This is a genomic window from Haloferula sp. (assembly GCF_049672945.1).
Classification (GTDB): domain Bacteria; phylum Verrucomicrobiota; class Verrucomicrobiia; order Verrucomicrobiales; family Akkermansiaceae; genus Haloferula.
This window is the reverse complement of record NZ_JBATWY010000013.1, coordinates 14,477-39,291: the sequence shown is the minus strand read 5'-3', so window position 1 is coordinate 39,291 and position 24,815 is coordinate 14,477. Positions and strand designations below refer to the sequence as shown.

The following is a 24,815-nucleotide window of genomic DNA, read 5'->3' as shown; positions in this document are numbered from 1 at the left end:
CGATGGAGATGACTTCGCCTCGGGCGCGCTCGCCCTTCATGATGACGCCAGGATATTTCATGGTGAGGCGGGAGCCGATGTTGCAGTCGATCCAGCGGACTTCGGCGTCTTCCATGGCGAGGCCGCGTTTGGTGACGAGGTTGAAGACGTTGCTGCTCCAGTTCTGGACGGTGACGTATTGGATCTTCGCGCCTTTCAGGGCGACGAGTTCGACGACGGCGGAGTGGAGGGTGGCGGTCTCGAATTTGGGGGCGGTGCAACCTTCCATGTACATCACTTCTGCGCCTTCATCGGCGATGATGAGGGTGCGCTCAAACTGACCGAAATTCTCGGAGTTGATACGGAAGTAGGCCTGCAGCGGTTGCTTCAGCTTCACCCCTTTCGGGATGTAGATGAAGGAGCCGCCGGAGAAGACCGCGCTGTTGAGAGCGGAGAACTTGTTGTCACTGGTCGGGATGACTTTGCCGAAGTAGGGGCGGAAGATTTCTTCGTGTTCCTTGAGTCCCTCGGCCGAGGTGACGAAGATCACACCGAGCTTGGTCAGCTCTTCCTTCATGTTCGAATAGGAAGCCTCGGAGTCATACTGGGCTTCGACACCGGCGAGGAATGCGCGTTCCTGCTCGGGGATGCCGAGACGTTCGAAGGTTTCGAGCACCTCGGGAGGCACTTCATCCCACGAACGTTTGGGCCTTTCGCCATCCGACAGGTAGTAACGGATGATGTCAAAATCGATGTTGTTGAGATCCTCCGTGGCCCAGTTGGTGGGCATTGGTTTCTCGTTGAAGGTTTTGAGTGCCTTGTGACGGAACTCGCGAACCCAGTCGGGGTCCTTTTTCACATCGCAGATGTAGTCGACGGTGGCTGAGCTCAGGCCGCGACCGGCGTCGAACTTGTGACGTTCGGGGAATGAGAAATCACCGGCGGAGCGATCGATGTCGATGGCTTCCTGCGTTTCGTTGTCGAGAGTATTGGTGTCGTAGGACATGGTGGGAAGTGCCGGGTGATCAGTTGGAAGTGATCATTCGAAGGCATTTGGGATTGAGGTTGTTAGGCGGTGGCGGCTTCTTTGAGGAATTCGTAGCCGTCCTTTTCGAGTTCGTGGGCGAGTTCAGCACCGCCGGAGCGAACGATCTTTCCTTCGGCCATGACGTGCACGTGGTCGGGTTTGATGTAGTCGAGCAGGCGCTGGTAGTGGGTGATCATCAGGATGCCGCGATCTTCCGCGCGCATCGCATTGACGCCTTTGGCGACGATCTTGAGGGCGTCGATGTCGAGGCCGGAATCGGTTTCGTCGAGGATGCAGTACTTCGGATCCAGCATCATCATCTGGAGGATCTCGTTGCGCTTTTTCTCACCACCGGAGAAGCCTTCGTTGACGGCGCGGGCGGTGAATTTGCGGTCCATTTCGAGGAGGTCCATTTTTGAGTAGAGGTCCTTGTAGTAGGCGACAGCGTCGAGCTCCTCGCCTTTTGGCAGGCGGGCCTGGAGGGCGGCGCGGATGAAGTTGGCATTGGAAACGCCGGGGACTTCATGCGGGTATTGGAAGGCGAGGAAGATGCCGGCTCGCGAACGTTCATCGATGCCCATCTCGAGGACATCCTCGCCGTCGATGGTGACGGTGCCAGCGGTGACTTTGTAGCTTTCGTGACCGGCGATCACTTTGGAAAGGGTGGACTTGCCGGAGCCATTCGGGCCCATGATGGCGTGGACTTCACCGGTGGGGATCTCAAGGTTGACGCCGTTGAGGATCTTGGTGCCGTCTTCGAGTTGAGCGTGGAGGTCTGTGACTACTAGGGACATGGTAATTGAAGAAAATTAGAAATTTGAAATTGGAAACTTGAGATTGGGAAATTAAGAGGGGAGTTCGCCGCGGAGGGTGAGTTCGATGTCGGTGATGAGGGTGCCTTCGGGGAGGTCGAGAACGTCGGCGAGGTTGACGCCGGGTTTGAAAGCGATGTCGCGGATCGAGCCGGAGCGCTGGTCGTGGAAGTGGCCATGTTCGGCGAGGTTCGGGCAGAAGCGCGAGGGCTCTCGGTCGAAATTGACCTGGCGGACGATGCCGTGCTGCACGAGGGCTTCGAGGCAGTTGTAGACAGTGGCCAGCGAGATGTTGGGCAGCCGATCCTTGATCCGGATGAAAACCTCGTTGGCGGTTGGGTGATCACGCTGACCCATCAACAGGCGGTAGGTTTCCCAGCGCTGCCTGGTCATCCGCAGGCCGTCAATTTCGGCGGGCATTTCCCCGTCTGGCGAAGGATGGAGGCTTGATTCGTTTGTGATCATGGGTTTGGTCCGGGTGGAGGTCCGAGTGAAGGGCGCCGGAAAGTAGAATGGTTCCAAATGAGAGCAAGAATTATTCTAATTATTATGGAGGGATTTTCGTAAGTTGCCTATTTTGAGTGTCTTGCTGTGAGGTCTTCTTTGGTCTCTACTTGGGAAATTGCCTAATTTCCCTGAATCGTGAGGTCAGTCCCGTGCTGGCAAGGAAGCGCGGTCGTCCCGTGATTACCGAGCGGAAAGACGCATCCCAGATCTTTGTGCTGACGGCAAATCCGCCTTGAGGCATCAATTGTTTGCAGGGATGAGGCGAATCACCTTATCCGGGTCGTTGAGGACGACGTAGAGGTAACCATCGGGGCCGGAGCGGACGTCGCGGATGCGACCGATGTTCTTCAGAATAACTTCCTGCTCCATGACCTGGCGGTCCTTGATGCGAAGGCGGCGGATTTCCTGCTGTTTGAGGGCGCCGACGAAAAGGTCGTTTTCCCAAGCGGGGAACTTGTCGCCGCTGTAGAAAGCGAGGCCACAGGCCGCGATGCTTGGCGTCCAGTGGATGACGGGTTGCTCCATGCCTTCCTTGGTGGTGAGGTCGGACAGCGGCGTGCCATTGTAGTTCATGCCGTAGGTGATGACCGGCCAGCCGTAGTTGAGGCCGGGACGGATCCAGTTGAGCTCATCGCCGCCGCGAGGTCCGTGTTCCGTGGCATAAAGGCTGCCGTCGCGGGGATCCAGGTCCATGCCTTGAGGATTGCGGTGGCCGTAGGTCCAGGTGCCTTTGGCGATGCCGGACTTGCCGTAAAAGGGATTGTCCTTAGGCTCCGTACCATCGTCAAAGAGGCGGTAGATCTTGCCCTTCGGATTCTTGAGATCCTGAGCTTCCATGTTGCCGCCCCGTTCACCGACGATGAAATAGAGATAGCCTTTGTCGAAGACGATGCGTGTGCCGAAGTGAACTCCGGAACTGCCGTAGAATTTCTTGTCGGCCTTCCAGATTTCTTCCTGGTCGGTCCACTGGTGGTCCTTGATCCGGCCGCGTACGATTGCGGTGATCGCGTGGGCCTTGCCCTTCTTGTCTTTCTTGTTGTTCTTGTCGGGCTTGTCGCGCCAGCCATCGGCGTAGGCGAGGTAGATCCAGCCGTTCGTTTCGTAGTCGGGATGAACGGCCACTTCCATCAAGCCGCCCTGACCGTGGACAATGACCTCGGGCGTGCCTGCGACGGGTTGCGGGTCGAGGGTCCCGTCCGCATTGACGATGCGCAAGCGACCTTCCTTCTCGGTGACCAACTTGCGGCCGTCCGGGAGGAAGGAGATCGACCATGGAATCTTCAGGCCTTCGTCGACGACCATCTCGATCTGGTAATTCTCGAGTTCGGTTTCGACAAGCTTACCGACTTCGGGTTCGGGGAAATTGATGCCGTTGGCGATGGCTTCCTTTTCCTTTTCACGGATGAGGATGACGAGGGAGCGGATCTGCTTGTCGGTGAGGATGCCCTCCCATGGAGTCATCCCAAGTTCGAGATTGCCTTTGAGGATTGTTTGGAAGATCGCGTTGTCCGTATCGCCGTGATCCCACTCGCCATCAACGAGCGAAGTGCCCTGGCCACCGGTCATGTCCTTGCCGTGGCAGCCTGCGCAGAGATTCATGAAGACTTCCGAGACGTTCATCGTTTTGTAGTCCGGGACTTCGTCCTTCGCGGAGCAAATGATGGGTGCAAGCAGAAGGGGCAGGATGCGTTTCATGTCGATGGTATAAATTGAGATGGGGAGGAAAGAAACCGCAATCTGGCGGGTTCGATTTTCGTAAGTCCATTCGGGTCTTCTCAGTTTTCAACAAATGAGGCGGTGGCGGAATGATCCGCCTCCGCCTCAGAAAGTTCAACGGAGCTGTGCTCGTCAAACGGACGAATCAATACCAGCCCACTGCTGAGCGCTCGGACGCCAATGCGCCGTCGCCGTCATTGACCCAGCCCGCCCAGCCGTCCCAGCCACTCCAGACGTAAGCGTCCTTGGCGAGGTTTGCTTCGACGACGGCGTCCTGATTGGCCTCATTTGCATAGGCTCGGGCTTGTCCGAGTTGCTGGTAGTTGGCGTATTGCTTGGGGCCACCGATGTAGGCATTTCCAGCGGCGTGGTCAGGAAGGATGTAGTAGGTCTTTCCACCGACAGACACCCGTGAAAGCTTGCCATTCGGAAGGCTCTTGAGTTGCTTTTCCTGCGCGGGCTTGGTCGGGGTGATCACTTTGAAGTCCGAGGAAATGGCGAGCGATTCTTCACTTTGGAGGGTGTTGGAGGAAACGCAGCTGGCGGCGAGGGCGGCGAGGGAAATCAGAACGAGGTATTTGAGGGCGCGGTGGATCATGGCGTGTATAAGATAGGACCTTGGGAAGAGCTTGAGCAGATCGTCGCGGTGCTGCAACTGGATTTCCCGCTGTCCGGGGAAATTGTGGCCCTCGAAGGCTGATGTGGTTGGGAGATATTGGCGTGAAGGAGCCGAAAATCCCAACGACTTAGATGATCGTTCCAGGTTGCTTGGAAAGCCAACATTTTTGGCAGGTGCGACGCCCATGTCGCGCGAGGGGTGGAGTCGGTTTGAGTTGGGTTTTGGGGCGGAGTGAATCTTCCGTTGGTGAGCGTGGACAGCAGGGCTGTCTCACGGACAGCGGCAGCGGGCTGCAGCAGTCCACGGCCTATTCAAAACCGCCACTCCGTGGTCAACCAGAAGGCGCGGGGTTGTCCGATGGATTGGATACCGTTTGAGGCCAGGCCGGTCGGGATTTCGCTGTCGAAGAGGTTCTCGATGCGGGCGTGGATGGAAAGGGTTTCGGTGGCCTGCCAGCTGCCGCCGATACGGCATGTCCAGTAGCTGGGAATGCGGCGGGCCGAGAGGGCGTCGTCGAAGAGGTGACTGGCGAATTCAAAATCGGCGAAGAAGCTGAGGTCTTCGCGGGGTTGGATGTTTGCCGAAGCGACCAGTCGGAGGTCCGGACTCTGAGGGAAGGGTTGGCCGTCGAGAAGGGGTTGGGCGGGTGAGGAAGTAAACTCGGTTTCGGTCCAGAGCCCGTCGAATCGGAGACCCCAAAATTCGCTCGGCTGCCAGTCGACGCTGCCTTGGAGTCCGAGGACACGGGCTTCGTCGACGTTCTGTCGTTGGCTGCCGGTGCCGCCGGGTGGGAGGGTGCCGAAGATCGCGGCGATCTGTGCGGGGTCGGTGATGGGGACGTTGGCGATCGCGTCGTGGATCCAGTGGTTGAAGAAATCGAGACCGAGGGTCAGGCAATCGTTTGGTCGCCATTCGAGTCCGGCTTCGATGCTGTAGAAGCGCTCGGCTTCGAGTGCGGCGTTCGCTTCGGTGATGTCGTTTTGGACACGGAAGGGGCGGTAGAGCTCGTTGATGGTGGGGGCTCGGAAGCTGGTGCCGGCGGAGATCCGCGCGTCGAGGGAATCCGTGAGCGGGCGCTCCAGGGAAAGCGAGGCGGAGGGTTCCCAGCCTTCGCGATCAGGAAAGATGTCCTGGCGCAGGGTGGCGCCGCTGATGAGGGAGTTTTCAATGCGGCTGCCGTCCGTGAAGGCCCAGCGGTCGAGCCGGATGCTTGCGTTCAGGCGGGTGGTGTCTGTCGTTTCCCAGCCGAGGGTGGAGAAGATGCCGACGAATTCCTGATCGCCTCCGGCCCGCCGACGGCGGAAAATTCCTGCGTCTTCGTTGGTCTCTCCCGAAAGGAGCCGGAAGTCCGCGCCTGCACTGAAGGTGAGTGAGTCGTTGACGGTGCGGCGATGAATGAGTGCCCCCCCGAGGCCTTCACCTGGGACGTGAAACTGGTTGAGGGCGACACGTTCGCTGGTGCGGGTGGCATCGACCGAGCTGAAAACGGAGGCGAAGCGACGGCGTTGGTAGTAGGTCAGGGCTTGCCACGATGAGTCGCCGTGATCGGCAGTGATGCGCAGGGAGAAGTCGAGTGCTTCGGTCTTGTTGCCGGTCACTGGCGTTCCATTGTTACGACGTTCATCGTAGAATGAAAAACTTGGCTCGATGATGAGGTAATCCGATGCCTTCCAGCGGAAGCGAAGGTCGGCTCCCGAGTAATCGAGGCTGAGACGTTGATCGATGGGGCCGCGTTGCCAGGCGGGGATCGCGTAGAAGCCATCGGTGTGGAAGGCGAAGAGATTGAGGCCGACACCGAGCAAGCCGTCGTCGGAGATCATTTCGTGGGAAGTGGCTCCGCCGATGGAGTCCTGAGTGCCGCCGGTGAGGCGGAGCAGGTGGTGGTCGCCGATGATTTCCCGCTGGGTCAGGCGGATGCTGCCGGCTGGGCTGAGGTTTCCCCAAACGGCTGATTCGGCGGCGGGAATGATGGCCGCGGACTGGAGCGCGGAGGGTTCGTAGCGTGTCCAGTTGATCCAGCCGCCGAAGGGATCGTTCTGCGGGATGCCGTCGCGTAGAACGAGCGTCCTCGAGGCGGCGGTGGCGCCGATATTGCGCAGGCTGACACCGGCCGCCGTGGGGTTGGAGAGCGTGGCGGGCTGGCGTCGGTAGAGGGAAAATGAGGGATCGTTGGAGAGGATTTCGTCGATCGAACGGGGTGAGAACTCGGTGATTTCCTCGGCGTTCCAAATGGCTGACGTGATGGCTTTCGGCTCGCGGCGTTCGGCGAGGACGATGGTTTCGGGAAGCGAGTTGTCTTCCTCCGCGACTGCCGGGCAGGCGAGTCCGAGAACAAGGGCGACACGGGTCGCGCTATTCATCAGAGGCCTCTCCAGAAGAGGAGTGCGCAGGCGAGCACGGCGATGCCGTAGGCGAGGCCACCGAAGCAGAGCATTTTCCAGCGGCCTTGATTCGCGGTGGCCCACTGAACCGAGTCGCGGAAGAGGTAGGGCATGCCGACCCAGTAGAGGGACTTGATGATCAGGATGTAGGCAAAGATCGGAATCAGCAGGCGACTGGTGGGGTCTTCAAGGTAGGCGGCGGCGAGTAGCGGGGCGGCCACCATCAGGCCGAGCAGGCCGAGGGCGCGAACGGCGAGGAATTCCTTCACCGCCAGGGCGACGAGGATGATGGAAACCGGGACAGCAATGCGCAGGAAAGGTTTGAGCTTGTCGAATTCACCGAGCTCCATGGCGAGTGAGTTGAGTGCGCCCTTGCCGGTCGGTTGGACGAGCAGCCAGAACCAGATCATGCCGATTCCGAGGAGGATCTGGCCGAGTTGCTGGTTCCTTGGGAACTTCTTGAGGAAGGTCTGGACGGTCTCGGCCTTCACCAGCATCAGGATGTGGAGCCCGACGAGCCACAGTCCAAGCACGAGGCCGGTGCCGAAGAGCGGGAGCTTTTCGTAGCTGTGCATTGCCTGGGACGGATCCATGTGGGCTTGGAGTTAGGGGAGGAGGGGCCGGTGGACAAGGCGGAAGTCCTCCAGCCGGGTCTTCAAGCTGCTTTGACCCTCGTGGCTTGCGAAAAATGACACAGCGGCGACCCCGTTTCCCGCCCGACCTTGGCTGGCGAGATTAGGAGTGACCGGGTGGCGATGGGGGTGGCTCGGGCTTCAGGCAAAGGAGGCCCGCCAGGGTGAGGGTGGGAGCGGTGGCCAGGGTCAGGAGCACGGAGTTTGAGCCATACCGGAGAATAAAATACCAGATCGTGCCTGCGGATAGCAGGGTCATGACGACCAGCACCCACTTTAACAATCGACTGCGTCGGAGCCAATGGATGCCGCTTGGACAACCAATGACGACCAGGCTCAGAGTGATGAAACCGCTGTAGATCAACAATCCGGTTTGGTCCTTCAGAAGTCGGCCCGAACGAGTCTCATCATAGAATTCCAGCCATGCCTTCCAGCCGACGAAGCTCCTGCTGGAGACAAAGTGAAACGCGATGAAGACGGCGACGCCGAGCAGCATCAGCCCAAAGCCGATTTGGTTGCGCCTTTGGGATTGGAGGGGCGGCCTATTCACCTCCTCCGTTGATGGCTTCGATCACGAGCTCGAGGGAAGCGATCATTTCGGCTTTCCGTTGCTCGCGACTCAAGAGCACGGCGGTCATTTCGGTTTCGGAGAGGAATTTCGGGAGGAGACCTTTGAGCGCGTTTCCTTGAGCGGTCCATTCTGTCTCGAATTGTTCAAGCGTGCCTCCTTCATCGAGGGCGATCAGTCCGGCGGTGGAATTCCAATCGAGCGAGCCGGTGCCGACGCGGGCCTGATAGAGGGCTTCGATGAGTTGTTTTTCTTTCTCGATTTCAAGGGTGGCCCCGGCGGCATCAAGATCGGCGGCCATGGCGGTCAATTGTTCGCGCTCCGGTTGCATCGCGTGGTAATTTGCGAAGGCCTTCGCGTCCTGCTCGTTGTTGAGAAAGGTCGCGATCTGGTCGTCGCTGTTGGCAATGATCAGCGTGATGTCATCTTCGAGATCATCCCGGCCGGACGAGTCGGCGGCCATCCATTTGGCGGCAGTCTCCTGCAAGGCTCTGGTTCGTTGTGCGAGCAGTTCGTCGAGGTAGGCGCGCTCGCGATTGTTGAGGCCGATCTCGTAGGCGAAGTCCGAGTAGGGATCGACGGCGAGTCTCTTGATCGTGGCATCGTCGGGGTCGGGAAAGTCTTTGGGAATTACCCGGCCGAGCGTGGCGGCTGGAGCGGGGGCGACCTCGGGTGTCGGCTCGATCGAAGGTTCGGGGGATGGCGGTATTTCCACCGCAGGTTCCGCGGGTTCGGGTTCGGGAGCCGGGCGGCTGTCAGGGAGGGCTTGCAGGCGGATGATTTCCGCACGCATTTTTGAGATCCGGGTCTCCTCGATTACCACAGTGGCGAGAACGGCGACCACGACGAGGGCGATAACGTATTGAGGCTTCATGGATGCGGAGAAGATTGAGGAACGAGGGGGCGAAGCGCAAGCCGGTGGGTGGGGAAAGACACTCCTGGACGAGAAAGAAGTTCCCAATCGGATCGAATTCCAACTTTCAGGCTGCTGCGCAAGGGATTGATGAGTTCCTATGTGATCGGTAGGGACCGGTTTGAGAAGCGTTTCCGCAGTTCCGACGCTGGGTGGCGGAAGACTGGTGATCCCCTCGAGTGGTCGGTGTCGGCTCCCGTTATAAGATCCACTGGTGAATGGATTGGACCGGGTTGGGGCGATTGGATAGGTTTGATCTCACGCGAATCGATGAATGTTCGAAATTGGATCCCTCCATTGGTTGCCTTGGCGATTGCCGGTGTCTGGCTTGGCAGCCAACGCTCGCAGATTCGTGACCTCAGGAGTGAGACGGAAGTGATTCGCGAGAGGATGAAGACGGTGCGGGCGGGGATGAACTTCGGTGGCGATTCGTCGTTGGCGATGCGGATGAAGGAACAGAAGGAGTCGGCCGACGGCGAGATCGATTGGAAGGACCTCGGGGCGAAAATGGCCGAGGGTCAGCATGGTCGGATGGCCGACATGCGGGCGATGATGGAGCTTCAAACCTCGCTGATGGAATTGAGTGGCGATGAGTTGCTCGCGGAGCTTGCGAAGATCGATGCCTTGGATCTGAGCAAGGAGGTTCGCGAGGCTTTGGATGGGTTGCTGGTGGGGATGCTGGTGAACAAGGATCCCAAGGCGGTTTTGGATCGCTATCTTGACCGCATCAACGATCCGCAAGGTGGCATGACCTGGCAGTTGTCGAACGCGTTCAAGCAATGGCAGGAGAAGGACCCGGAGGTGGCGATGGCGTGGTTTGATGCGGAAATTGTGAAGGGGACGTTCGATAGCAAAGCACTCGACGGGAGGAGTGCGAGTCGGCTGCGTTTCGAAGCCACGACGGTCGGGAGTCTGCTTTCGAGCGATCCGGCAGCGGCGCTAAAGCGGGTTGAGGGTTTGCCGGAGGATCAACGCAAACAGCTTTTCCAGCAGGGGGCGTTCTCTTCGTTGAAGGAGGAGGATCACCAAGCCTTTGCGCAGCTGGTGAGGTCGGCAGTGGCGGAGGATGAGCGCGGTGAAGCCTACCGCCAGACGGTCTCTTCGTTGATGAGAGTCGGTGAGTTTGAAAAGGTCGACGGCTTCATCTCGGACATCGGAGCGAGCGATGCGGAGAAGGAGGCGATCGTCAGCGAAGCGGCGAGGCACCGGATCCAGACGCTTGGTGGGGAAGGAAAGGTCGATCGGGAAGCGGTGGATGAAATGAGGGCATGGGCGATGGTGCAATCACCGGATCAGGTCGATGCGATCACCGGGAAGTCGTTGGCCAATGTGTGGGGCGAGAAATCGACCTTCGAGGGCCGGGTAAAGATCGTCGAGGAGTTGCATGCAGAGGGTGCGGGAGACGATCTGATCGTTTCATTTCTGACCAATAGTCAGCTTAGAGGGGAATCGGTGGAGCTTTCCCGTTCCTTGGCAGAGCGCGTGGGTGACGAGGCGAAGCGCGCGGAGTTGATCAAGAAGTTCGAGCAGTAGGGGTTGTTCCAGAAAGTCATGACATGAAGGTCTCCATTCTCATTTCTCTGCTGATTCTTGCGGCTGCTCTGGTCTTTGGTTGGAGGAGTCATCGGGAGCTTTCGCAGCTCCGGGTCGAGCATCAACGGGTGGTTGAGGAGGCGGAGGGTTTGGGCATGGCGATCAATATGGGGGAAGGCGGGGAGTTGGTGAGAGGCCCGCTAAGCCGGGCGCATGCAGATCGCGAGGCGGAGACGATGGCCTTTGCGGCGGAAATCATTGCTTTCGCAAAGAAGATGAAAGAGCGGGAGAAGAATGGGGGGGAGAACGACGAGGAGTTTCAGAAAGAGGTCATGCAGGTCATGAAGCGCTTCCTCGATCTGGATGCGAAGCAGCTGAAGGACTTGGTCGCAGAGCTCAAGGGGAGCACGGAGATCGACGAGGAGATGCGCCAGGGGATCGTTGGCTTCTCCATCATGATGCTAGCCAATGAGAGCCCGGAGGCGGCTCTTGCGCTTTATACCGAGTCCTCGGAACTGCTGGGCATGGACGGGATGGGGAAGCACGTGGTCTCGTCTTCGCTTTCACGTTTGGCTGAGAGGGATCCCTTTGCGGCCATGGATTGGATCCGCGAAAACGGGGAAAAGAACCCCGACCTCGTGACGGATGACACCAAGGCCGCGGTGATCGCCGGGGCAGCTCGACAGGATCCGGCGATGGCGATTCAGCTGATGGAAGAGTTGAAAATGGAGCATAGCGGCAGTGCGGCGAATGGGATTGCGCGGGCCGCCAGCACTTCGGAAGAGCGTTTGCGTTTGTTGGAGTCCCTGCGCGGGTTGGCGGATGGGAAGGATCTCAAACAGGAAGTTCTGAGATCGTTGGGTCAGCAAGTGACCCAAGATGGCTATGAGGCCTCGGTGGAATGGCTGAATGAGGCGAACCTGAGCGATAAGGAATTGAAGGTTTTTGGCGAGGGATTGAACTATCATCAGACTCAGAAGGACACCGGGAAGTGGCTGGATTGGATGGGTGAGGCTTATTCGGGTGATGAGGTCAAGGAGCGGACGACGCGCTTGATGGGTGACTGGACCCGTAATGATTTCCAAGCGGCTGGAACCTGGCTGAATGATGCGGAGGATGGACCGACCAAGCAGGCTGCTGTCAAATCCTATGCGGAAACGGTGGCACCTTACGAACCGGAGGCTGCGGCACAGTGGGCGCTGACCTTACCGAGTGGCAAAGACCGCGACCAGGTGATCAAGAGGATCCACGCGGAGTGGAAGAAAAAGGACGAAGCGGCTGCGGCAGCTTTTGCGACCGAGCAGGGACTGGACTAAGACCCGATCAGGGTGCGGCCACAAAACCGAAGCGGTAGAAGGTCTGGGCCTCGCTCAGCGGGAATTCGAAGAACTCGGGGCCGACCACCACATCGTCCGAAGACCAATCAACGAGGTTGGTTGAGAGTTCGAGGATGACCGTCGGGCTGCCGGGGGGCGCTTCGTCAGGTTTGGGAATCCTGACCATATCGCCATCGAGAATCGGCTGCTTGTCAGGTTTGCTCGTGGGGTCATCGCCGCTGGTGCCGAAGACAAACTCCTCGATGTTGATGGAGCCATCCTCATCGAAGTCCTCGGCAAAGAGATTGTTCCCGCCGGCACCGAGAGCGAATGCCCAAGTCGCGTAGGCGGTATCAGCGATGCTGATCTCGGTTGTTTCTACAGTCGTGGAGAGGCCCAAGAAAAGAGTTTCGGGGCCTTCGATGAGTTCGTCTTTCACTGCGTTGATGACGACGGATATCGAACTCTCCCCCGCAGGGATGGGGCTTGAGTCGAGACTGCTGATGTCGCTCAGATCGGCACTTCCGGATACTTCGAAGTTGTAGGTCTCGGGCTTGAGGGTGGGTAGCAGCGGGTCGCACGAAACGACGATCTCAATGGTCTGCGAGGGGTCGTCTTCAGAGAGTTCCAAGGCAGATGCGGAGAGGGTCAGCGCCGGACCCGAGGTGTCGCAGGTCAGCGGCACAGGCAGGGACACGTTGTCGATATACCACCCTTCGTCTCCGACAAATGAATCGCAAGCCATCACCCAGCGCAGACGGATGGAACTCCCCATGAGGCCGGCGGGCAGGCTCAGCGAGGTGAAGATGAAGCCACCGGAATCCCCGGTCCACGCCCGTCTTCCGCTGAGGTAGTTGTCGGTATTCCTCAGTTGCCCTGGTGTATATCCGCCAGCGGTGAAGCTGCCACCAGAGTCCAGAATGTCCTGCCAGGGTCCGTCATCGATGGAAATCTCGAGGGCTCCGCCGTCCCAGGTGTTCTCGGTATTGAAGTCGTGATCAAAGCTCACGGTGGCGCCTTCAAAATCGATATCGATGCTTGGAGAGGTGAGGAAAGAGGTGCCTTGACTCGAAACATCTGGAGCAAATGCCGAATAGGTTCCTGAAGAACTCGTAGTGTTGCTGGCAACCCAATCGATTCCATTGCCGTCGCTGGAAGTGGACCAACCTGCGGGCAGGCTTCCTCCGTGCTCAAAGTCCTCGACTTGATTAGGGCTGAGTTTTCCGAGCAGCATGCTGATTGGAAAGACTTCGGCGTAGCCACTTTCATCGCTTACCGCGAGTGAGAGCTCGATGGTTTCACCGCAATCGCCACTGAGGGCAAAGGTGAAGGTTGCTGCCTGACTCGCAGATGTGGCGATCTCCGAATAGGTGGCATCGCCTTCGAAGGCAGTAAAGCCAACAGGCCCTGTTAGAGTAGCATCAACGAGTGTGGTGCCGGCCGTGCCGTCGTTCCCAAGCGTGATTTCGACAACAACGGTTTCACCGGGATCGGCAGCGCCGTTTTGTTCGGAGAAGCTCTCTTGAACAATGGTGGTGGCGGTCACCGAGAGGCTTGGAGCGACCCTGTCGATGATCTCGACATTGAGAGCTGAAGGGCTGCCCAGCTCGTAGGGAGCGACACCGGGAGTTTGGGCGGGAACGGTGAGTGTCAAGGTTTCCGTGCCTTCGATTTCCAGATCGGAGACGGCGCTGAGGACAATCGGGTCGGAGGCGGTTAGTCCGGCCGGAATGGTGGCACTCAGGGAGCCGGAGAAGTCACTGGCTTCGGCAGATCCGCTGGGTGAAAGCGTGACGGTGATCGGATAGGAGGTCGCGAATGAGGAGTTGAGCGTCAGGCTCGCGGTGTTCAGGCCGTCTGCTTCATCCATGATGAGGTCCGAAGAAACGAGTGTCACTTCGGGAGCCGGTGCATCGAGGATCTCGATGTCCAGGGTCCCGGGGCTGCCCAGACCGTAAGGGACGGCGCCGGAGGTGTACTGGGGGATTGAGAGGGAAAGGGTTTCGCTTCCCTCGACAATGAGGTCGGAAACCGCGGAGAGGACAACGGGGTCCGAGCTGCTGGCGCCGATGGGAATGGTGGCGGTCAAGGGTTCAGTCACGTCGCTGGCTGAACCGGTGCCCGACGTGGTGAACAAAACGGTGATCTCGGAGGTGGCAGGCGTCGACGATTGAACCGTGAAGCTGGCGGTGTTGCCACTGTCTGCTTCATCCATGATGAGGTCGATGGGAGAGAGGGAGAGATTGGTGACAGGATCGAAGCGGGTGAGTTCGAGCGAGTAAACCTGGGTGTTGTTGGTGCTGTCTCCGGCGACGCGGACGAAGTAGGTACCGGCAGCACTGAAATTATAATTGATGACCTCGGGAATACCGGGCCCTTGAAGGTTCCGGGTGGCGAGCGGGGTGGTGCCATCGGTGTCGAGGATCTCGAGCGCCAGGTCGTGGAAGAGGGAGAAGTCGTAAAGGGTGTCGCCTCCGCAAGAGCCGTCCTGGTTCTGCCCGCCTTCGAGATAGGACTCGCTGGTGGGTGTGACGGTGACGGTGAGGGATTGCCCGGCCGCGACGCTTACTTCGAAGAAATCGCTGTCGCTGTTGTCGTCGATGCTGAGCCGCTCGTCTACGATGAATGCCGTACCGGTGACCAGTGCCAGGGGCGTGGCGGTGGCCGGGGAGTCGTTGTTTTCGCTCGCGGCGAGTTTTTCGAAGTGATCGCCGTATTTGCGCTGGAGCGAGAAGACTTCGTCGAACTGGGCACCGGTGAAGCCGAGGTTGATGAAGGGTTCCATGAGCTTGGTATTGTCGATCGGACAGACGTGGGCGAGGCCAAGCCCGTGACCGACTTCATGGCTGACGATATTTCGAAGTCGGAGGGAGTTGTTGGAAATATTGGAAATGTAGGAGTCATTGGTATCGATCACCATGTCGCCGTAGCCGGGCGAGTAGTTGTAGGCGAGGACGTTGAAATTGCCGTCAATGGGCGCACCAAGAATCCTGAGATCACCGCGGGTACCGATGATGCCATCTCTGTTGTTGGCCATATCCGCTCCGTCATCGTTCGGCTCATAGACAAAGGTGAGGCCGGTTTCCAAACCGAGATTTTCGATGGCGGTCTCGAAGACGGTGAACCATGGCTGCTGATCGGGCGGATCGGTGGTGTTGGCGCCCTGTGAGGCGTAGATCACGGCAAGCCGGGCGATGAGGTCACTCGGGTCGCCTTCGTCGGTAAGCGTGCCGTCTGGAGCAAAACTCCAGGTGAGGGTGATGGGGTCGCCGTTGGCGCCGGTGCTGCCGTCCGTGGCGGTGAAGGTCCATCGACTGTTGCCGAGGGACTGGAAGGCCTGAGTGGAAAATTCCGCAGCAATCAACTGCTTGGCCGCCGTTTCTGCGAGGTGGGAGGCTTCCACGACGGCCATCGGGGCGGATTCCGCCCAGCAGAGGTAGGTATAAGGCTCGGTGGGGGCGTTGATACGATCTTTGAAATGGCGATAAATCTGTTCGGCACGTTCTTCCGGAAGGGCTCGGAGGAGGGCGGGTCCGACGGCTTTCTGAAAGGCGGCGGCGATGGCCTTTTCAGTCTTCGGCAGGCCAAGGGCTGCGGTAGGTCGGATGCTGCCAGCGCTTCCGTCGACGGGCTCGAAGGCCGATCTTGGGCGAGTGGTTCTGGATTGCGTGTCCGGCCGAGGCCGCGAGGGCGTTCCCGCTTCCAAGTTGCCGGTCCCGCGGGCAGGTTCAGTGGACTGTCGGACGGGTGCTTGGCGAGGTTCAGCCCTTGGCACCCCGGATTTATTGAAAAAAAGCGAGATAAGCCCTGCGAGAACGAGTGTCGGCAGTGTAAGACTTGCGAGGGAGCGAAGGTTCATGAGGGCTGTTCTATGGCACGGCATCCGTCGGATGCCCTTGGGTGTTAGTGGCCGGGGGGAACAGTAACTCGTAAAGAACGGCCGGAGCCGCACTCGTCAAGGTGGGATCGTTAGCAGGCTTCGATTGGTTGGGAAATCTAAAAATTTTAGATAACAATATGTTTGGGCTCTGAAATCCCCGGAAGTCCTGAGGTTTTTCTGGGGCAAGCCCACCATTTGGCGATCAGACGACGTCGCCGTAGAGGGTGAAGCCAGTGGATTCCCTGACGTCGATCTCGAGGATCTGTCCGGTCAGTTTGGCTTCGTCACCGGTGAAGATCAGAATTTTGTTCTGCGGGGTGCGACCGGTGAGGGTCTGCTTGTTGTTCTTGCTGGGTCCTTCACAGAGAACCTGCTGGCGGGTGCCGACGAGGGCTTGGTTCTTCGCCTTGGCGAGGCGGTCGACGACTTCGAGCAGTCGCTGGTTCCGCTCTTCTTTGACCTGCTCGGGGAGTTGATCCTCCATCTCGGCGGCGGGGGTGTCCTTGCGCTTCGAGTAGCGGAAGACGAAGGCGTTGTCGAATTCGAGGCGTTCTACGGTGTCTATCGTAGCTTGGAAGTCCTCTTCGGTTTCGCCGGGGAAGCCGACGATGATGTCGGTGGTGATGGCGAGGTCGGGACGGGCGGCCTTCATCTTTTCGCAGATCTCGATGAACTTGGCGTTCTTGTAGGGACGGCGCATCCGTTTGAGAATCGTGTCGCTGCCGCTTTGCATCGGAAAGTGGATGTGCGAGCAGAGTTTCGGCAGGTAGGTGAAGGCGGCGACGAGGTCATCGCGGTAACCGATCGGGTGGGGCGAGGTGAAGCGGATGCGTTCGAGGCCATCGATGGCATGAACGGCTTCGAGCAGTTGGACGAAGGGGGATTTGCCGTCGATCTTCTCAAACTCGGTGCGGCCGTAGAGGTTGACGATCTGGCCTAACAGCGTGACTTCCTTCACACCATGGGCGACGAGGCTTTTCACTTCCTCGACGATCTCCGGGATCGGGCGGCCACGTTCTTTCCCGCGCGTATCGGGAACGATGCAGAAGGAGCAGCGCATGTTGCAGCCCTGCATGATCGAGACGAAGGCGGTCGATTGGTGGGCTTTCGGAACGTGGTCGCGGATGGTGTTCTGTGAACCGTCTTCTTCGTCGACGTCACAGACGTTCTCGCCGTGGAGGGAGAGCTCGAGTTCGTCCATGCGGCGCTCGAGCCGGCGCTGGAGGATGCGGTCGACGTATTCGAAAACCTTGTGGTATTTCTGGGTGCCGACGACGACGTCGAGATGGGGAACGCGCTCGAAGAGTTCGGGCCCGCGTGATTGGGCCATGCAGCCCATGAAGCCGTAGACGACGTGGGGTTTCTGTTTCCGGTGGGATCCCATGTGGCCCATTTTGCCGAGTGCCTTCTGTTCGGCCTGGTCGCGGACCGAGCAGGTATTGATGAGGATGGCGTCGGCGTCGGTTTCATCCTTGGTCACTGTGTAGCCGCCTTCGCTGAACATTTGGGCGACTTGTTCGGAGTCGCGCTCGTTCATTTGGCAACCGTAGGTGCGGATGTGGACCTTGGGCATGGTGGGGCAAGGGATTAGTCAGGAGGGCCGATAGTTCAATGGAAAAGCGACCTGGCAAGGCCCCGATTCCGGTGGAGCGCCCTAAGGAAGGATCATGAACAGGCCGCCTTGGGAGACCCAATTGGCGAGGCCAAGGGGCACCCAGCGGCGTTCGTAGCTCGGGCCCCATGAGTCGGATACGGCGAGCTCGCCGGTGGCCTCGTTGTATCCGACGATCATGCAGATGTGGTGATTGGCCTGAACTTGTTCACTTTCGACCAGTTCGGCGGTTTCCTCCGCGATGGTTGCGGCCCAATCGCTCCAGTCGGTGACCTTCTTCCGGCGCTGGGTATTTTTGGTAGCGACACTGTTGTATTCGTTGAGCGAGCGCATGGTCCACATCACCGGGACGCCGTCATCGATGTACTTTTTTACGTCTCGAATACGGAGCCTCTTGACCTTCTCGTCTTTCGGGCGTCGGCCTTTGCGGTAGACTTGGGAACGGACGTTTTCGAGAAGCTTCTGGACTGAGGTGCCGCCACCGATGGAGGTTTCGCCGACCATGGCGAGGAGATACATGTCGGCCGTGATGCCCATGGTCCGCATGGCGCGTTCGAATGTGGCGGGGACGCAGTATCCCTTCGGTCCCTGATTCACCATCGGAACCTGGCTGAGATAAACGTCGCCATTGGGGTCCCGGGTGACGTCGGCGGCCAAGCGTTGTTTGATCTCGCTGTCGCGGACCTTGGCCGTTTTGCCTCCCGCTTCGGCCAGTTCAAGTGGCACGATGGAAAGGGAGACATATTCATTTTCCTCACTGGAAAGAAGCAGGGAGTGCCCGTTCCAGTCCCAGCGTTTGACGGTGCGTCGACTCTTGCCTTCGCCGTAGCGCTGGGTTTCGGCCTCGCCCAAGGCGGAGGAAATGGCTTTCTCGATTGCTTGTTCGTCGCGTTCCATTGCAGCGGCGAGCGATTTGATGGTGGCCTCGGTGCCGCCGGTGAAGTGCTCTTCGCCCTGGCCGGCGGTACTTCCAAAGTCGCCCTTGTTGGCGAAGACCGCCGAAAGATTGGTCGGGTGGCCGCTGGCGTCGGCATAGAGAGCGACGGAATAGGGTCTGGCACCGAACAGGCGGTAGGTGCTGTCGGCGTAGAGGCGCCAGCTGGTGCTGTGCTTGGTCTTCGACTCGGGGCGCAGTCCGAGGGATTTGGCGATTTCGGAGGCGTCGCGGACTTCGAAGGGAGTGCCGGCAAACAAGGGTTTGCCAACGGTTTTTCGAAGCATCTCAAGTTCGCGATTGAGGTCGCTGGCTTCCTTTTCGAATCGGGTGCGTTCGCCGTCGGGCAGCAGGCCAGGGGCGACTTCGAAGAGCCGCCCGTCCTTCTGGCGCCTGAGCAGGTAGCGGTCGTCTTGGATGCCCTCGAAACGGACCATCAGGGCGTTGCCCTGCTCATCGCGAAGCGTGCGCCATTCTCCGACCTTGGCGTGAAGGGGGAGCGTCGCGGCGATGAGCAAGAGGGTGAGAAAGGGACGGATCATGGGCTTGGGTTTGGGCTTGAAGCGATACTACGGGCGGATTCCGTGGGAGATTCTCGGAGATGACGAGGGAATTCGGACGCTTGACGGAGGATGAAGGCGTGACGAGAGAGCCACCATGAGGATTTTTGCAACGGTTCTGATTCCACTCATTTTTCCTGCGTGTTCCAGTTTGGTGGTTCCTGGCGAAGGCCGGCCCGTAGCGGGAAGCCGCCAGGCAGAAAGGGTGCTAAAGCGTTCAACGGATGCCACGGGTGATCTTTGGAAGCGCTATCAGGAGGTCGAGGTCTCGTACGATGGCGATTGGACGGGTCTTGTGAAGCGGCTGCAGCCCGATCTTGTCGACGCTGAATTTCGGAAAAGCTCGAGGGAGATCTACGAACCCCGATCGCGGGTGGTGAAGCAATGGCATCGGGGGCCGGGCGGCACGAAGACGGTGATACGGACTCCTGGGAAGGTCGAAGTAAACTATGAGGATGTCGGGGATAAGGCGGTGACCGAGGAAATCCGGGATGCGTCCGCGCTGGTCGCGGATGCCTACACGGCTTTTCTCTTTGGGGCTTCGTTTTTGTTGGAAGAAGGGCAGAGTCTGGAGCTCCTCAAGGAGGAGGAACTGGGGGGCGAAGTTTGTGATCGGGTGCAGGGGCGGCTTTCCCCGGGATTTGGATTTTCAGAGGAAGATCGCTTCGTTGTTTGGATCGGTCGCGACAGCGGATGGATGAGGCGGCTTCAATTTACGATCGATGGATTGGCAAGCACTCGGGGAGCGGATGTGGAGGTGAGCTTCTTTGATCATTGGCAAGCGAAAGACGGAAGCATTTGGCCCGGACGCTTCGTCGAGTGGGTGGAACGTCCGGTTCACGTCAAGGCACACGAATGGTGGATGACGGCCCTAGAAGTCGATGGGAAGCGCCTGAAATGATCTCGGGTTTGTCTGACAGTCCGCCCTGAGGGCTTGCAAGCAGGGGGATCGCGCCTGATGCTTCCCCCGATGTTCGATTTCATGCTGCCCCGCTGGAAAAAGGAGGCGAAGCACCTCTACAAGGGGTCGAAGAAGTTTCTTCACTACAAAAAGGACCTGCTCAAGGAGGACCGGGTGGACGAGATCGAATCGCGCCGGAGCGATCTGCACGCCGCGATGAAATCTGGAGATCGCGAAGCGACCTTGGAGGCGGGCAAGCAACTGCGTGCCACTTGCGAGCAGGCGATGCCGATTTCGACACGCCAGAACGGCTGGGAGGAGAATGTTGAGGTGATCTTTGTGGCGCTGGTAGTGGCCTTGGGTTTGCGTGCTTACGTGCTGCAGCCGTTCCGGATTCCGACGGGATCGATGCAGCCGACCTTGAACGGAATCGTGATCAAGGAAGAGGGTGAGGATTTCAAGATGCCGTGGATTGGCAAGCGGGCCTTTGACTGGGCGTTCGCAGGCAAGACATACAAGGATCTCGTGGCGGATCGTGACAAGCAGGTGGTCGGCATCCGCGATGCCTCGTGGTTTCTTTTCACTCGCACCAAGGTCGACTTCAGTGATGGCACCAGCATCAAGATTCCTGCTGCCAGAGGTGAGACCGAAAAGCTGATGGGTGTCAGGGGTCAGCGAGATGCCAGGACGGGCAAGGTGACGATGCAGGCCAATACCTACTCGGCGGGCGATCCGATTCTCCGAGGATCGATCACCACCGGCGATCTCGTGCTTGTCGATAAGTTTTCCTATCACTTCCGCAAGCCGGACCGGGGTGAAGTGTTTGTCTTTGATACGCGGGCCATCCCGACCCACGGCGAGGTCACGGGAGTGATGAGCGGACAGTCCGGAGGACAACACTACATCAAGCGGCTGTGTGCGATTCCCGGGGACGCGATCTCCATCGACCCTCCCAATTTGCTGAATCACGGAAAGATTCTGCAGGAGGCGGGGATCAAGCGGGTGGCTGAAGCTCAAGGCGAGTATGCGGCGGGAGCGGATGGAAGCCGCCAGCAGAGCGGATACACCTATGCAACTTCTGCTCGAGCCAATGGCTTTCCTCGCGCGCCCTTGGAAGGCCCCGGTGATGTCTTAAAATTGAAAGCAGATGCGCCGCCTGCGCTGCGCGAGTATGCTGCATTGGGTGACAATACCGGCAACTCACTGGATTCCCGCTACTGGGGTCAAGTGCGTGGTTTCAACGTGGTGGGACCGGCCCTCTTCTCCCTGTGGCCCTTTGGTTCCGGGCACTGGGGCTTTATTGATTAGGTCGTCTTCGGCCCGCGGACTGCTGCGCAAATGCACGCATATCCTTATCGCTGTTTGGCAACAATGCTTCCGGACCATTCTGCATGAGCGACGCTTCTGAAATTACCCGCCAAGCGAAGTCCAACCTGGCCTTCGCCCTGCAGATCCTGCCGAAGGATCGGCGCGATGACGCGGTGATCTTCTATGCCTTTTGTCGGGTGATCGACGACCTTGCCGACGACTTGACGATGTCACTGGAGACCCGTGAGGAGGGCTTGAAAGCCTGGCGCGAAGGATTGATGGCAGGATTTCCTGACGCTGACCCGCTGCAGAAGGATCTGCTGGCGATGCAGCAGCGTCGTGAGATTCCCACCGAACTTCTGGTAGCGATCATTGATGGTTGCCGCATGGATCTGCGTCCCCAGCGCTTCGAAACCTGGGATGATCTCTCCGGCTACACCTGGAAAGTGGCCTGTGCCGTGGGCTTGGTGGCGATGAGGATTTTCGGTGGCGAAGTTCCGGGCTGTGAAAAGTATGCGGTGGCTCTTGGTCATGCCCTGCAGATCACGAACATCCTCCGCGATGTGGAGGAGGACTTCGACAATGGAGGTCGGATCTATCTGCCGATGGCGGACTTGGAGAAGTTTGGTTATTCCGAGGAGGATCTTGCTGCGAAAGTCCACGACGATCGTTTCCACAAGCTGATGGCCTTCGAAGCGGATCGTGCCGAGGCCTACTACCTGGAGGCGGCGAAGGCGCTGCCCGCTTCCGACCGCAAGGCGATGGTGGCGGCGGAGATCATGCGGGAGATCTACCACTCGCTTCTCGGGAAAATGCGCAAGGACCAGTTCAAGGTTTACTCGCAGCGATACAGTCTTTCCAAAGCGAGGAAGATGACGATCTTTTCCAAGCACCTGATGAAGCGGGGAGCGATGTCCTGAACGGATCACGCTTTCCTTAATCCTACGAATCATGAAGCCGCTCAGCCTTCCTGTCCTTTTTTTGTTCTCACTCGGTTTTGTTTGTTCTTCGTGCAGCAGCTATCGAAAGCAGGCCGACTTGATCGAATCGATCGAGCGCGACGCAGGTGTGTTGCCTCCTGCTCAGGATCAGCCACGTGACTATGCCCGCTACGGGATTCCCCCGGACAAGCCAGCCGCCGAGCCATCGAGCCCGGCGGATTCAGTGACTTCGCGTTACCCGGTCGCGCGCAAGACTTCCAATCCCGACGTGGTGGAAAGCCCTTATCCGCCCCATCACCGGGTCAACGTCAGTGATTTTCAAAGTGGTCAGTTCGCCAAGGATCCCAAGAGCGGGGAGATTTTCGTCGTGCCTTGAAGGCTGATCATTCAGGTGCAGCCTGAGGAACTTGTTTTGGCGCTTCCCATGTTCGAGGTCAGGCATTTGACTTCCGCGACATGACCCGGCCCGACGAACGCAGCAACGATCAGCTCCGCCCGATTTCCTTCATTCCGGATGTGGCTCCCCATGCGAATGGTTCGGTGCTTGTTTCCTTTGGAAATACGCGGGTGATCTGCACGGCAACGATTCAGGAAGACGTGCCACGCTGGATGAAGCAGCAGCGTGTCAGTGGCGGCTGGCTGACGGCGGAGTACTCGATGCTTCCCTACTCGACGCTTGATCGCAAACAGCGCGACATTTCACGCGGTAAGCTCGATGGGCGTTCTTCGGAAATTCAGAGATTGATCGGTCGTGCGCTACGCGCGGTGGTCGACTTGAAGAAGCTCGGGCAGCGGACGGTGTGGATCGACTGTGATGTCCTGCAAGCCGACGGTGGCACACGGACGGCATCGGTGACCGGTGGCTGCGTGGCGATGGCGATCGCACTGAATCGACTGATGGGTGAAGGCAAGCTGAAGGAGTTTCCTTTGACCCAGTTGGTCGCGGCGATTTCCACCGGTGTCTATCAGGACGTGCCGGTGCTCGATTTGAACTATCCCGAGGACCGGGATGCCAGCGTGGATTTCAATGTGGTGATGACCGAGCGGCTTGAATTCGTCGAGGTGCAGGGGAGTGGTGAAGAGGCCGTTTTTACGAGTGAGCAGATGTCTTTGATGCTGGATCTTGCCAAGAAGGGTGTGGAGGAACTGATCACGCTTCAAAAAGCTGCAATCCTCGAGGCGGATCGCCCGGGAAATGACGCATTTGCAAGTCTTGCAGCTGCGTTCAAGAAGTGACCAAAGGAGCAAGGGCGTTCCCGCCCTGTCGAAGCGCCTGGGGTGCTCGCAGTTTCGAACGATAAGAGGATAGCTCGCGTGCTCCTTCGGGAGGTCAGAGCGACTGTGTTTCCTCGACAGGGCGGGAACGCCCTTGCTCCCTTAGCGGATCTCTTCGGATCCGAAATACGGCACGAGGGCCTCGGGGATCTTGATCGAGCCGTCGGGCTGCTGGTATTGCTCTAACAGGGCGACGTAGAGTCGTGGCAGGGCGGTGCCGGAACCGTTGAGGGTGTGGCAGAAGCGGTTTTTGCCGTCGGCATCCTTGAAGCGGAGCTTCATGCGGCGGGCCTGGTAGTCGGTGAAGCACGAGCAGCTCGAGACTTCGAGATACTTGCCCTGGCCGGGTGCCCAGACTTCGATGTCGTAGGTCTTGGCGGCGGAAAAGCCGATGTCACCGGTGCAGAGCTCGATGGTGCGGTAGTGCAGGCCGAGCTTTTCGAGGATCGCCTGGGCGTGACCGAGGAGGTTTTCGAGTTCGGCAAACGAGTCGTCGGGATGAACGACTTGGACGAGCTCGACCTTGTCGAACTGGTGCATGCGGATGATGCCACGGTTGTCGCGTCCGGCGCTGCCTGCTTCACGACGGAAGCAGGGCGTGTGGGCGCAGAGCTTGATCGGAAGGTCGGCTTCGGCGAGCAGGGTGTCGCGGTAGAGATTGGTGACGGGCACCTCGGCGGTGGGTGCGAGGAACATCTGGTTGCGACCGTCTTCACCGGCGTCGGTGCCATACATGTCGTCCTCGAATTTCGGCAACTGTCCGGTGCCTTCCATGCATTCGCGTTTGACGACGTGCGGGACGTTGACTTCTTCGTAGCCATGTTCGCCGCTTTGAGTGTCTAACAGAAAGTTGATCAGGGCACGTTCGAGGCGGGCGCCCTTTCCACGATAGACGGCGAAGCCGGAGCCGGCGATGCGGGTGGCGTCGTCGATGGAAATCATGCCGAGGGCTTCGGCGAGATCGAGGTGGTCCTGCGGCGCGGCGATGTCCGGCTTTTCGCCCCATTCGCGGATCACCGGGTTGGCGCTTTCGTCGGCACCGACCGGGCAGCCTTCGTGGGGGACGTTGGGAAGGTTGAGCAGCAGTTCGCTCTGGCGGTTGGCGGCGGTTTCGGCGTCCGCATCGATGGCGGTGATCCGTTCGTTGATGCCGCGGACTTCGGCTTCGATGGCCGAGGTGTCCTCACCCTTGGACTTGAGCATGCCGATCTGCTTCGAGGTCGACTTGCGCTGGGACTGGAGCTGTTGTTTCTCGGTCTCGGCCTTGCGACGGGCTTCATCGCAGGCGAGGACCTCATCGATCAGGGTCCAATGGTCGCCACCGCGGGCCTTGAGGCGGTCGCGAATGGCATCGGGGTTCTCACGGATCTCTCGGATGTCGAGCATGGCGGGGGAGGACTT

At 59.0% G+C, this 24,815-nt stretch carries 20 protein-coding genes; 7 read left to right on the top strand and 13 right to left on the bottom strand.

The window, feature by feature from the left end; all coding sequences use genetic code 11:
- From sufB to WBG04_RS01230, 9 genes are all read right to left on the bottom strand, one after another.
- Nucleotides 1-985, bottom strand: a 985-nt coding sequence (sufB, locus tag WBG04_RS01270) for a Fe-S cluster assembly protein SufB (RefSeq protein WP_424312526.1), incomplete at its 3' end; no start/stop codon positions are given.
- A 62-nt stretch (nt 986-1,047) separates the two neighbouring features.
- Nucleotides 1,048-1,800, bottom strand: coding sequence for a Fe-S cluster assembly ATPase SufC (gene sufC, locus WBG04_RS01265; RefSeq protein WP_424312525.1), 753 nt, complete (start codon nt 1,798-1,800; stop codon nt 1,048-1,050).
- Nucleotides 1,801-1,851: 51 nt separating this feature from the next.
- Nucleotides 1,852-2,283, bottom strand: a complete 432-nt coding sequence (locus tag WBG04_RS01260) for a Fur family transcriptional regulator (RefSeq protein ID WP_424312524.1) — start codon at nt 2,281-2,283, stop codon at nt 1,852-1,854.
- 282 nt (nt 2,284-2,565) lie between these two features.
- Complete coding sequence (locus WBG04_RS01255) at nt 2,566-4,020, bottom strand: PQQ-dependent sugar dehydrogenase (protein WP_424312523.1); 1,455 nt, start codon at nt 4,018-4,020, stop codon at nt 2,566-2,568.
- 166 nt (nt 4,021-4,186) lie between these two features.
- A complete protein-coding gene (locus WBG04_RS01250) occupies nt 4,187-4,639 on the bottom strand; it encodes a hypothetical protein (protein WP_424312522.1) in 453 nt (150 codons plus the stop codon).
- Nucleotides 4,640-4,971: 332 nt separating this feature from the next.
- On the bottom strand, nt 4,972-7,020 hold the full coding sequence (locus WBG04_RS01245) for a TonB-dependent receptor (protein ID WP_424312521.1): 2,049 nt from the start codon (nt 7,018-7,020) through the stop codon (nt 4,972-4,974).
- Nucleotides 7,020-7,634 carry a hypothetical protein gene (locus tag WBG04_RS01240; RefSeq protein WP_424312520.1) on the bottom strand — a complete coding sequence of 205 codons (615 nt, stop codon included), beginning with the start codon at nt 7,632-7,634 and terminating at the stop codon, nt 7,020-7,022. The genes WBG04_RS01245 and WBG04_RS01240 overlap by 1 nt, the downstream gene beginning before the upstream one ends.
- Before the next feature lie 142 nt (nt 7,635-7,776).
- Entirely contained in the window at nt 7,777-8,223 is a 447-nt protein-coding gene (locus tag WBG04_RS01235; RefSeq protein ID WP_424312519.1) for a hypothetical protein, read from the bottom strand.
- Entirely contained in the window at nt 8,216-9,115 is a 900-nt protein-coding gene (locus WBG04_RS01230; protein ID WP_424312518.1) for a hypothetical protein, read from the bottom strand. The genes WBG04_RS01235 and WBG04_RS01230 overlap by 8 nt, the downstream gene beginning before the upstream one ends.
- Nucleotides 9,116-9,424: 309 nt before the next feature.
- On the opposite strand from WBG04_RS01230, the gene WBG04_RS01225 reads away from it, so the two are divergent.
- Together WBG04_RS01225 and WBG04_RS01220 are read left to right on the top strand one after the other, a co-directional pair.
- Entirely contained in the window at nt 9,425-10,687 is a 1,263-nt protein-coding gene (locus WBG04_RS01225) for a hypothetical protein (RefSeq protein ID WP_424312517.1), read from the top strand.
- Between the two features lie 23 nt (nt 10,688-10,710).
- Nucleotides 10,711-12,003 carry a hypothetical protein gene (locus WBG04_RS01220; RefSeq protein ID WP_424312516.1) on the top strand — a complete coding sequence of 431 codons (1,293 nt, stop codon included), beginning with the start codon at nt 10,711-10,713 and terminating at the stop codon, nt 12,001-12,003.
- 7 nt (nt 12,004-12,010) lie between these two features.
- Here the strand turns inward: WBG04_RS01220 and WBG04_RS01215 are convergent, their stop codons facing one another.
- The 3 genes from WBG04_RS01215 to WBG04_RS01205 all read right to left on the bottom strand — a co-directional run bounded on the left by WBG04_RS01215 (nt 12,011) and on the right by WBG04_RS01205 (nt 18,971).
- Nucleotides 12,011-15,862 carry a matrixin family metalloprotease gene (locus WBG04_RS01215; RefSeq protein WP_424312515.1) on the bottom strand — a complete coding sequence of 1,284 codons (3,852 nt, stop codon included), beginning with the start codon at nt 15,860-15,862 and terminating at the stop codon, nt 12,011-12,013.
- Between the two features lie 223 nt (nt 15,863-16,085).
- Nucleotides 16,086-17,456, bottom strand: coding sequence for a tRNA (N6-isopentenyl adenosine(37)-C2)-methylthiotransferase MiaB (gene miaB, locus WBG04_RS01210; protein ID WP_424312514.1), 1,371 nt, complete (start codon nt 17,454-17,456; stop codon nt 16,086-16,088).
- Between the two features lie 81 nt (nt 17,457-17,537).
- Nucleotides 17,538-18,971, bottom strand: a complete 1,434-nt coding sequence (locus tag WBG04_RS01205; protein WP_424312513.1) for a C39 family peptidase — start codon at nt 18,969-18,971, stop codon at nt 17,538-17,540.
- A 223-nt stretch (nt 18,972-19,194) separates the two neighbouring features.
- Between WBG04_RS01205 and WBG04_RS01200 the strand changes: the two genes are divergently transcribed.
- The 5 genes from WBG04_RS01200 to rph all read left to right on the top strand — a co-directional run bounded on the left by WBG04_RS01200 (nt 19,195) and on the right by rph (nt 23,375).
- Nucleotides 19,195-19,890 (top strand): hypothetical protein, encoded by a 696-nt coding sequence (locus tag WBG04_RS01200; protein WP_424312512.1) that lies wholly within the window; start codon nt 19,195-19,197, stop codon nt 19,888-19,890.
- Nucleotides 19,891-19,959: 69 nt separating this feature from the next.
- A complete protein-coding gene (gene lepB, locus WBG04_RS01195) occupies nt 19,960-21,198 on the top strand; it encodes a signal peptidase I (RefSeq protein WP_424312511.1) in 1,239 nt (412 codons plus the stop codon).
- Between the two features lie 83 nt (nt 21,199-21,281).
- Nucleotides 21,282-22,118 carry a phytoene/squalene synthase family protein gene (locus WBG04_RS01190; RefSeq protein WP_424312510.1) on the top strand — a complete coding sequence of 279 codons (837 nt, stop codon included), beginning with the start codon at nt 21,282-21,284 and terminating at the stop codon, nt 22,116-22,118.
- A 31-nt stretch (nt 22,119-22,149) separates the two neighbouring features.
- Nucleotides 22,150-22,515: a hypothetical protein gene (locus WBG04_RS01185; RefSeq protein WP_424312509.1), complete on the top strand. Its 366-nt coding sequence runs from the start codon at nt 22,150-22,152 to the stop codon at nt 22,513-22,515.
- A gap of 80 nt (nt 22,516-22,595) precedes the next feature.
- Nucleotides 22,596-23,375 (top strand): ribonuclease PH, encoded by a 780-nt coding sequence (gene rph, locus WBG04_RS01180; RefSeq protein WP_424312508.1) that lies wholly within the window; start codon nt 22,596-22,598, stop codon nt 23,373-23,375.
- Between the two features lie 141 nt (nt 23,376-23,516).
- Here rph and serS read toward each other — a convergent pair whose 3' ends face one another.
- Complete coding sequence (gene serS / locus WBG04_RS01175) at nt 23,517-24,800, bottom strand: serine--tRNA ligase (RefSeq protein WP_424312507.1); 1,284 nt, start codon at nt 24,798-24,800, stop codon at nt 23,517-23,519.
- Nucleotides 24,801-24,815: the final 15 nt, after the last annotated feature.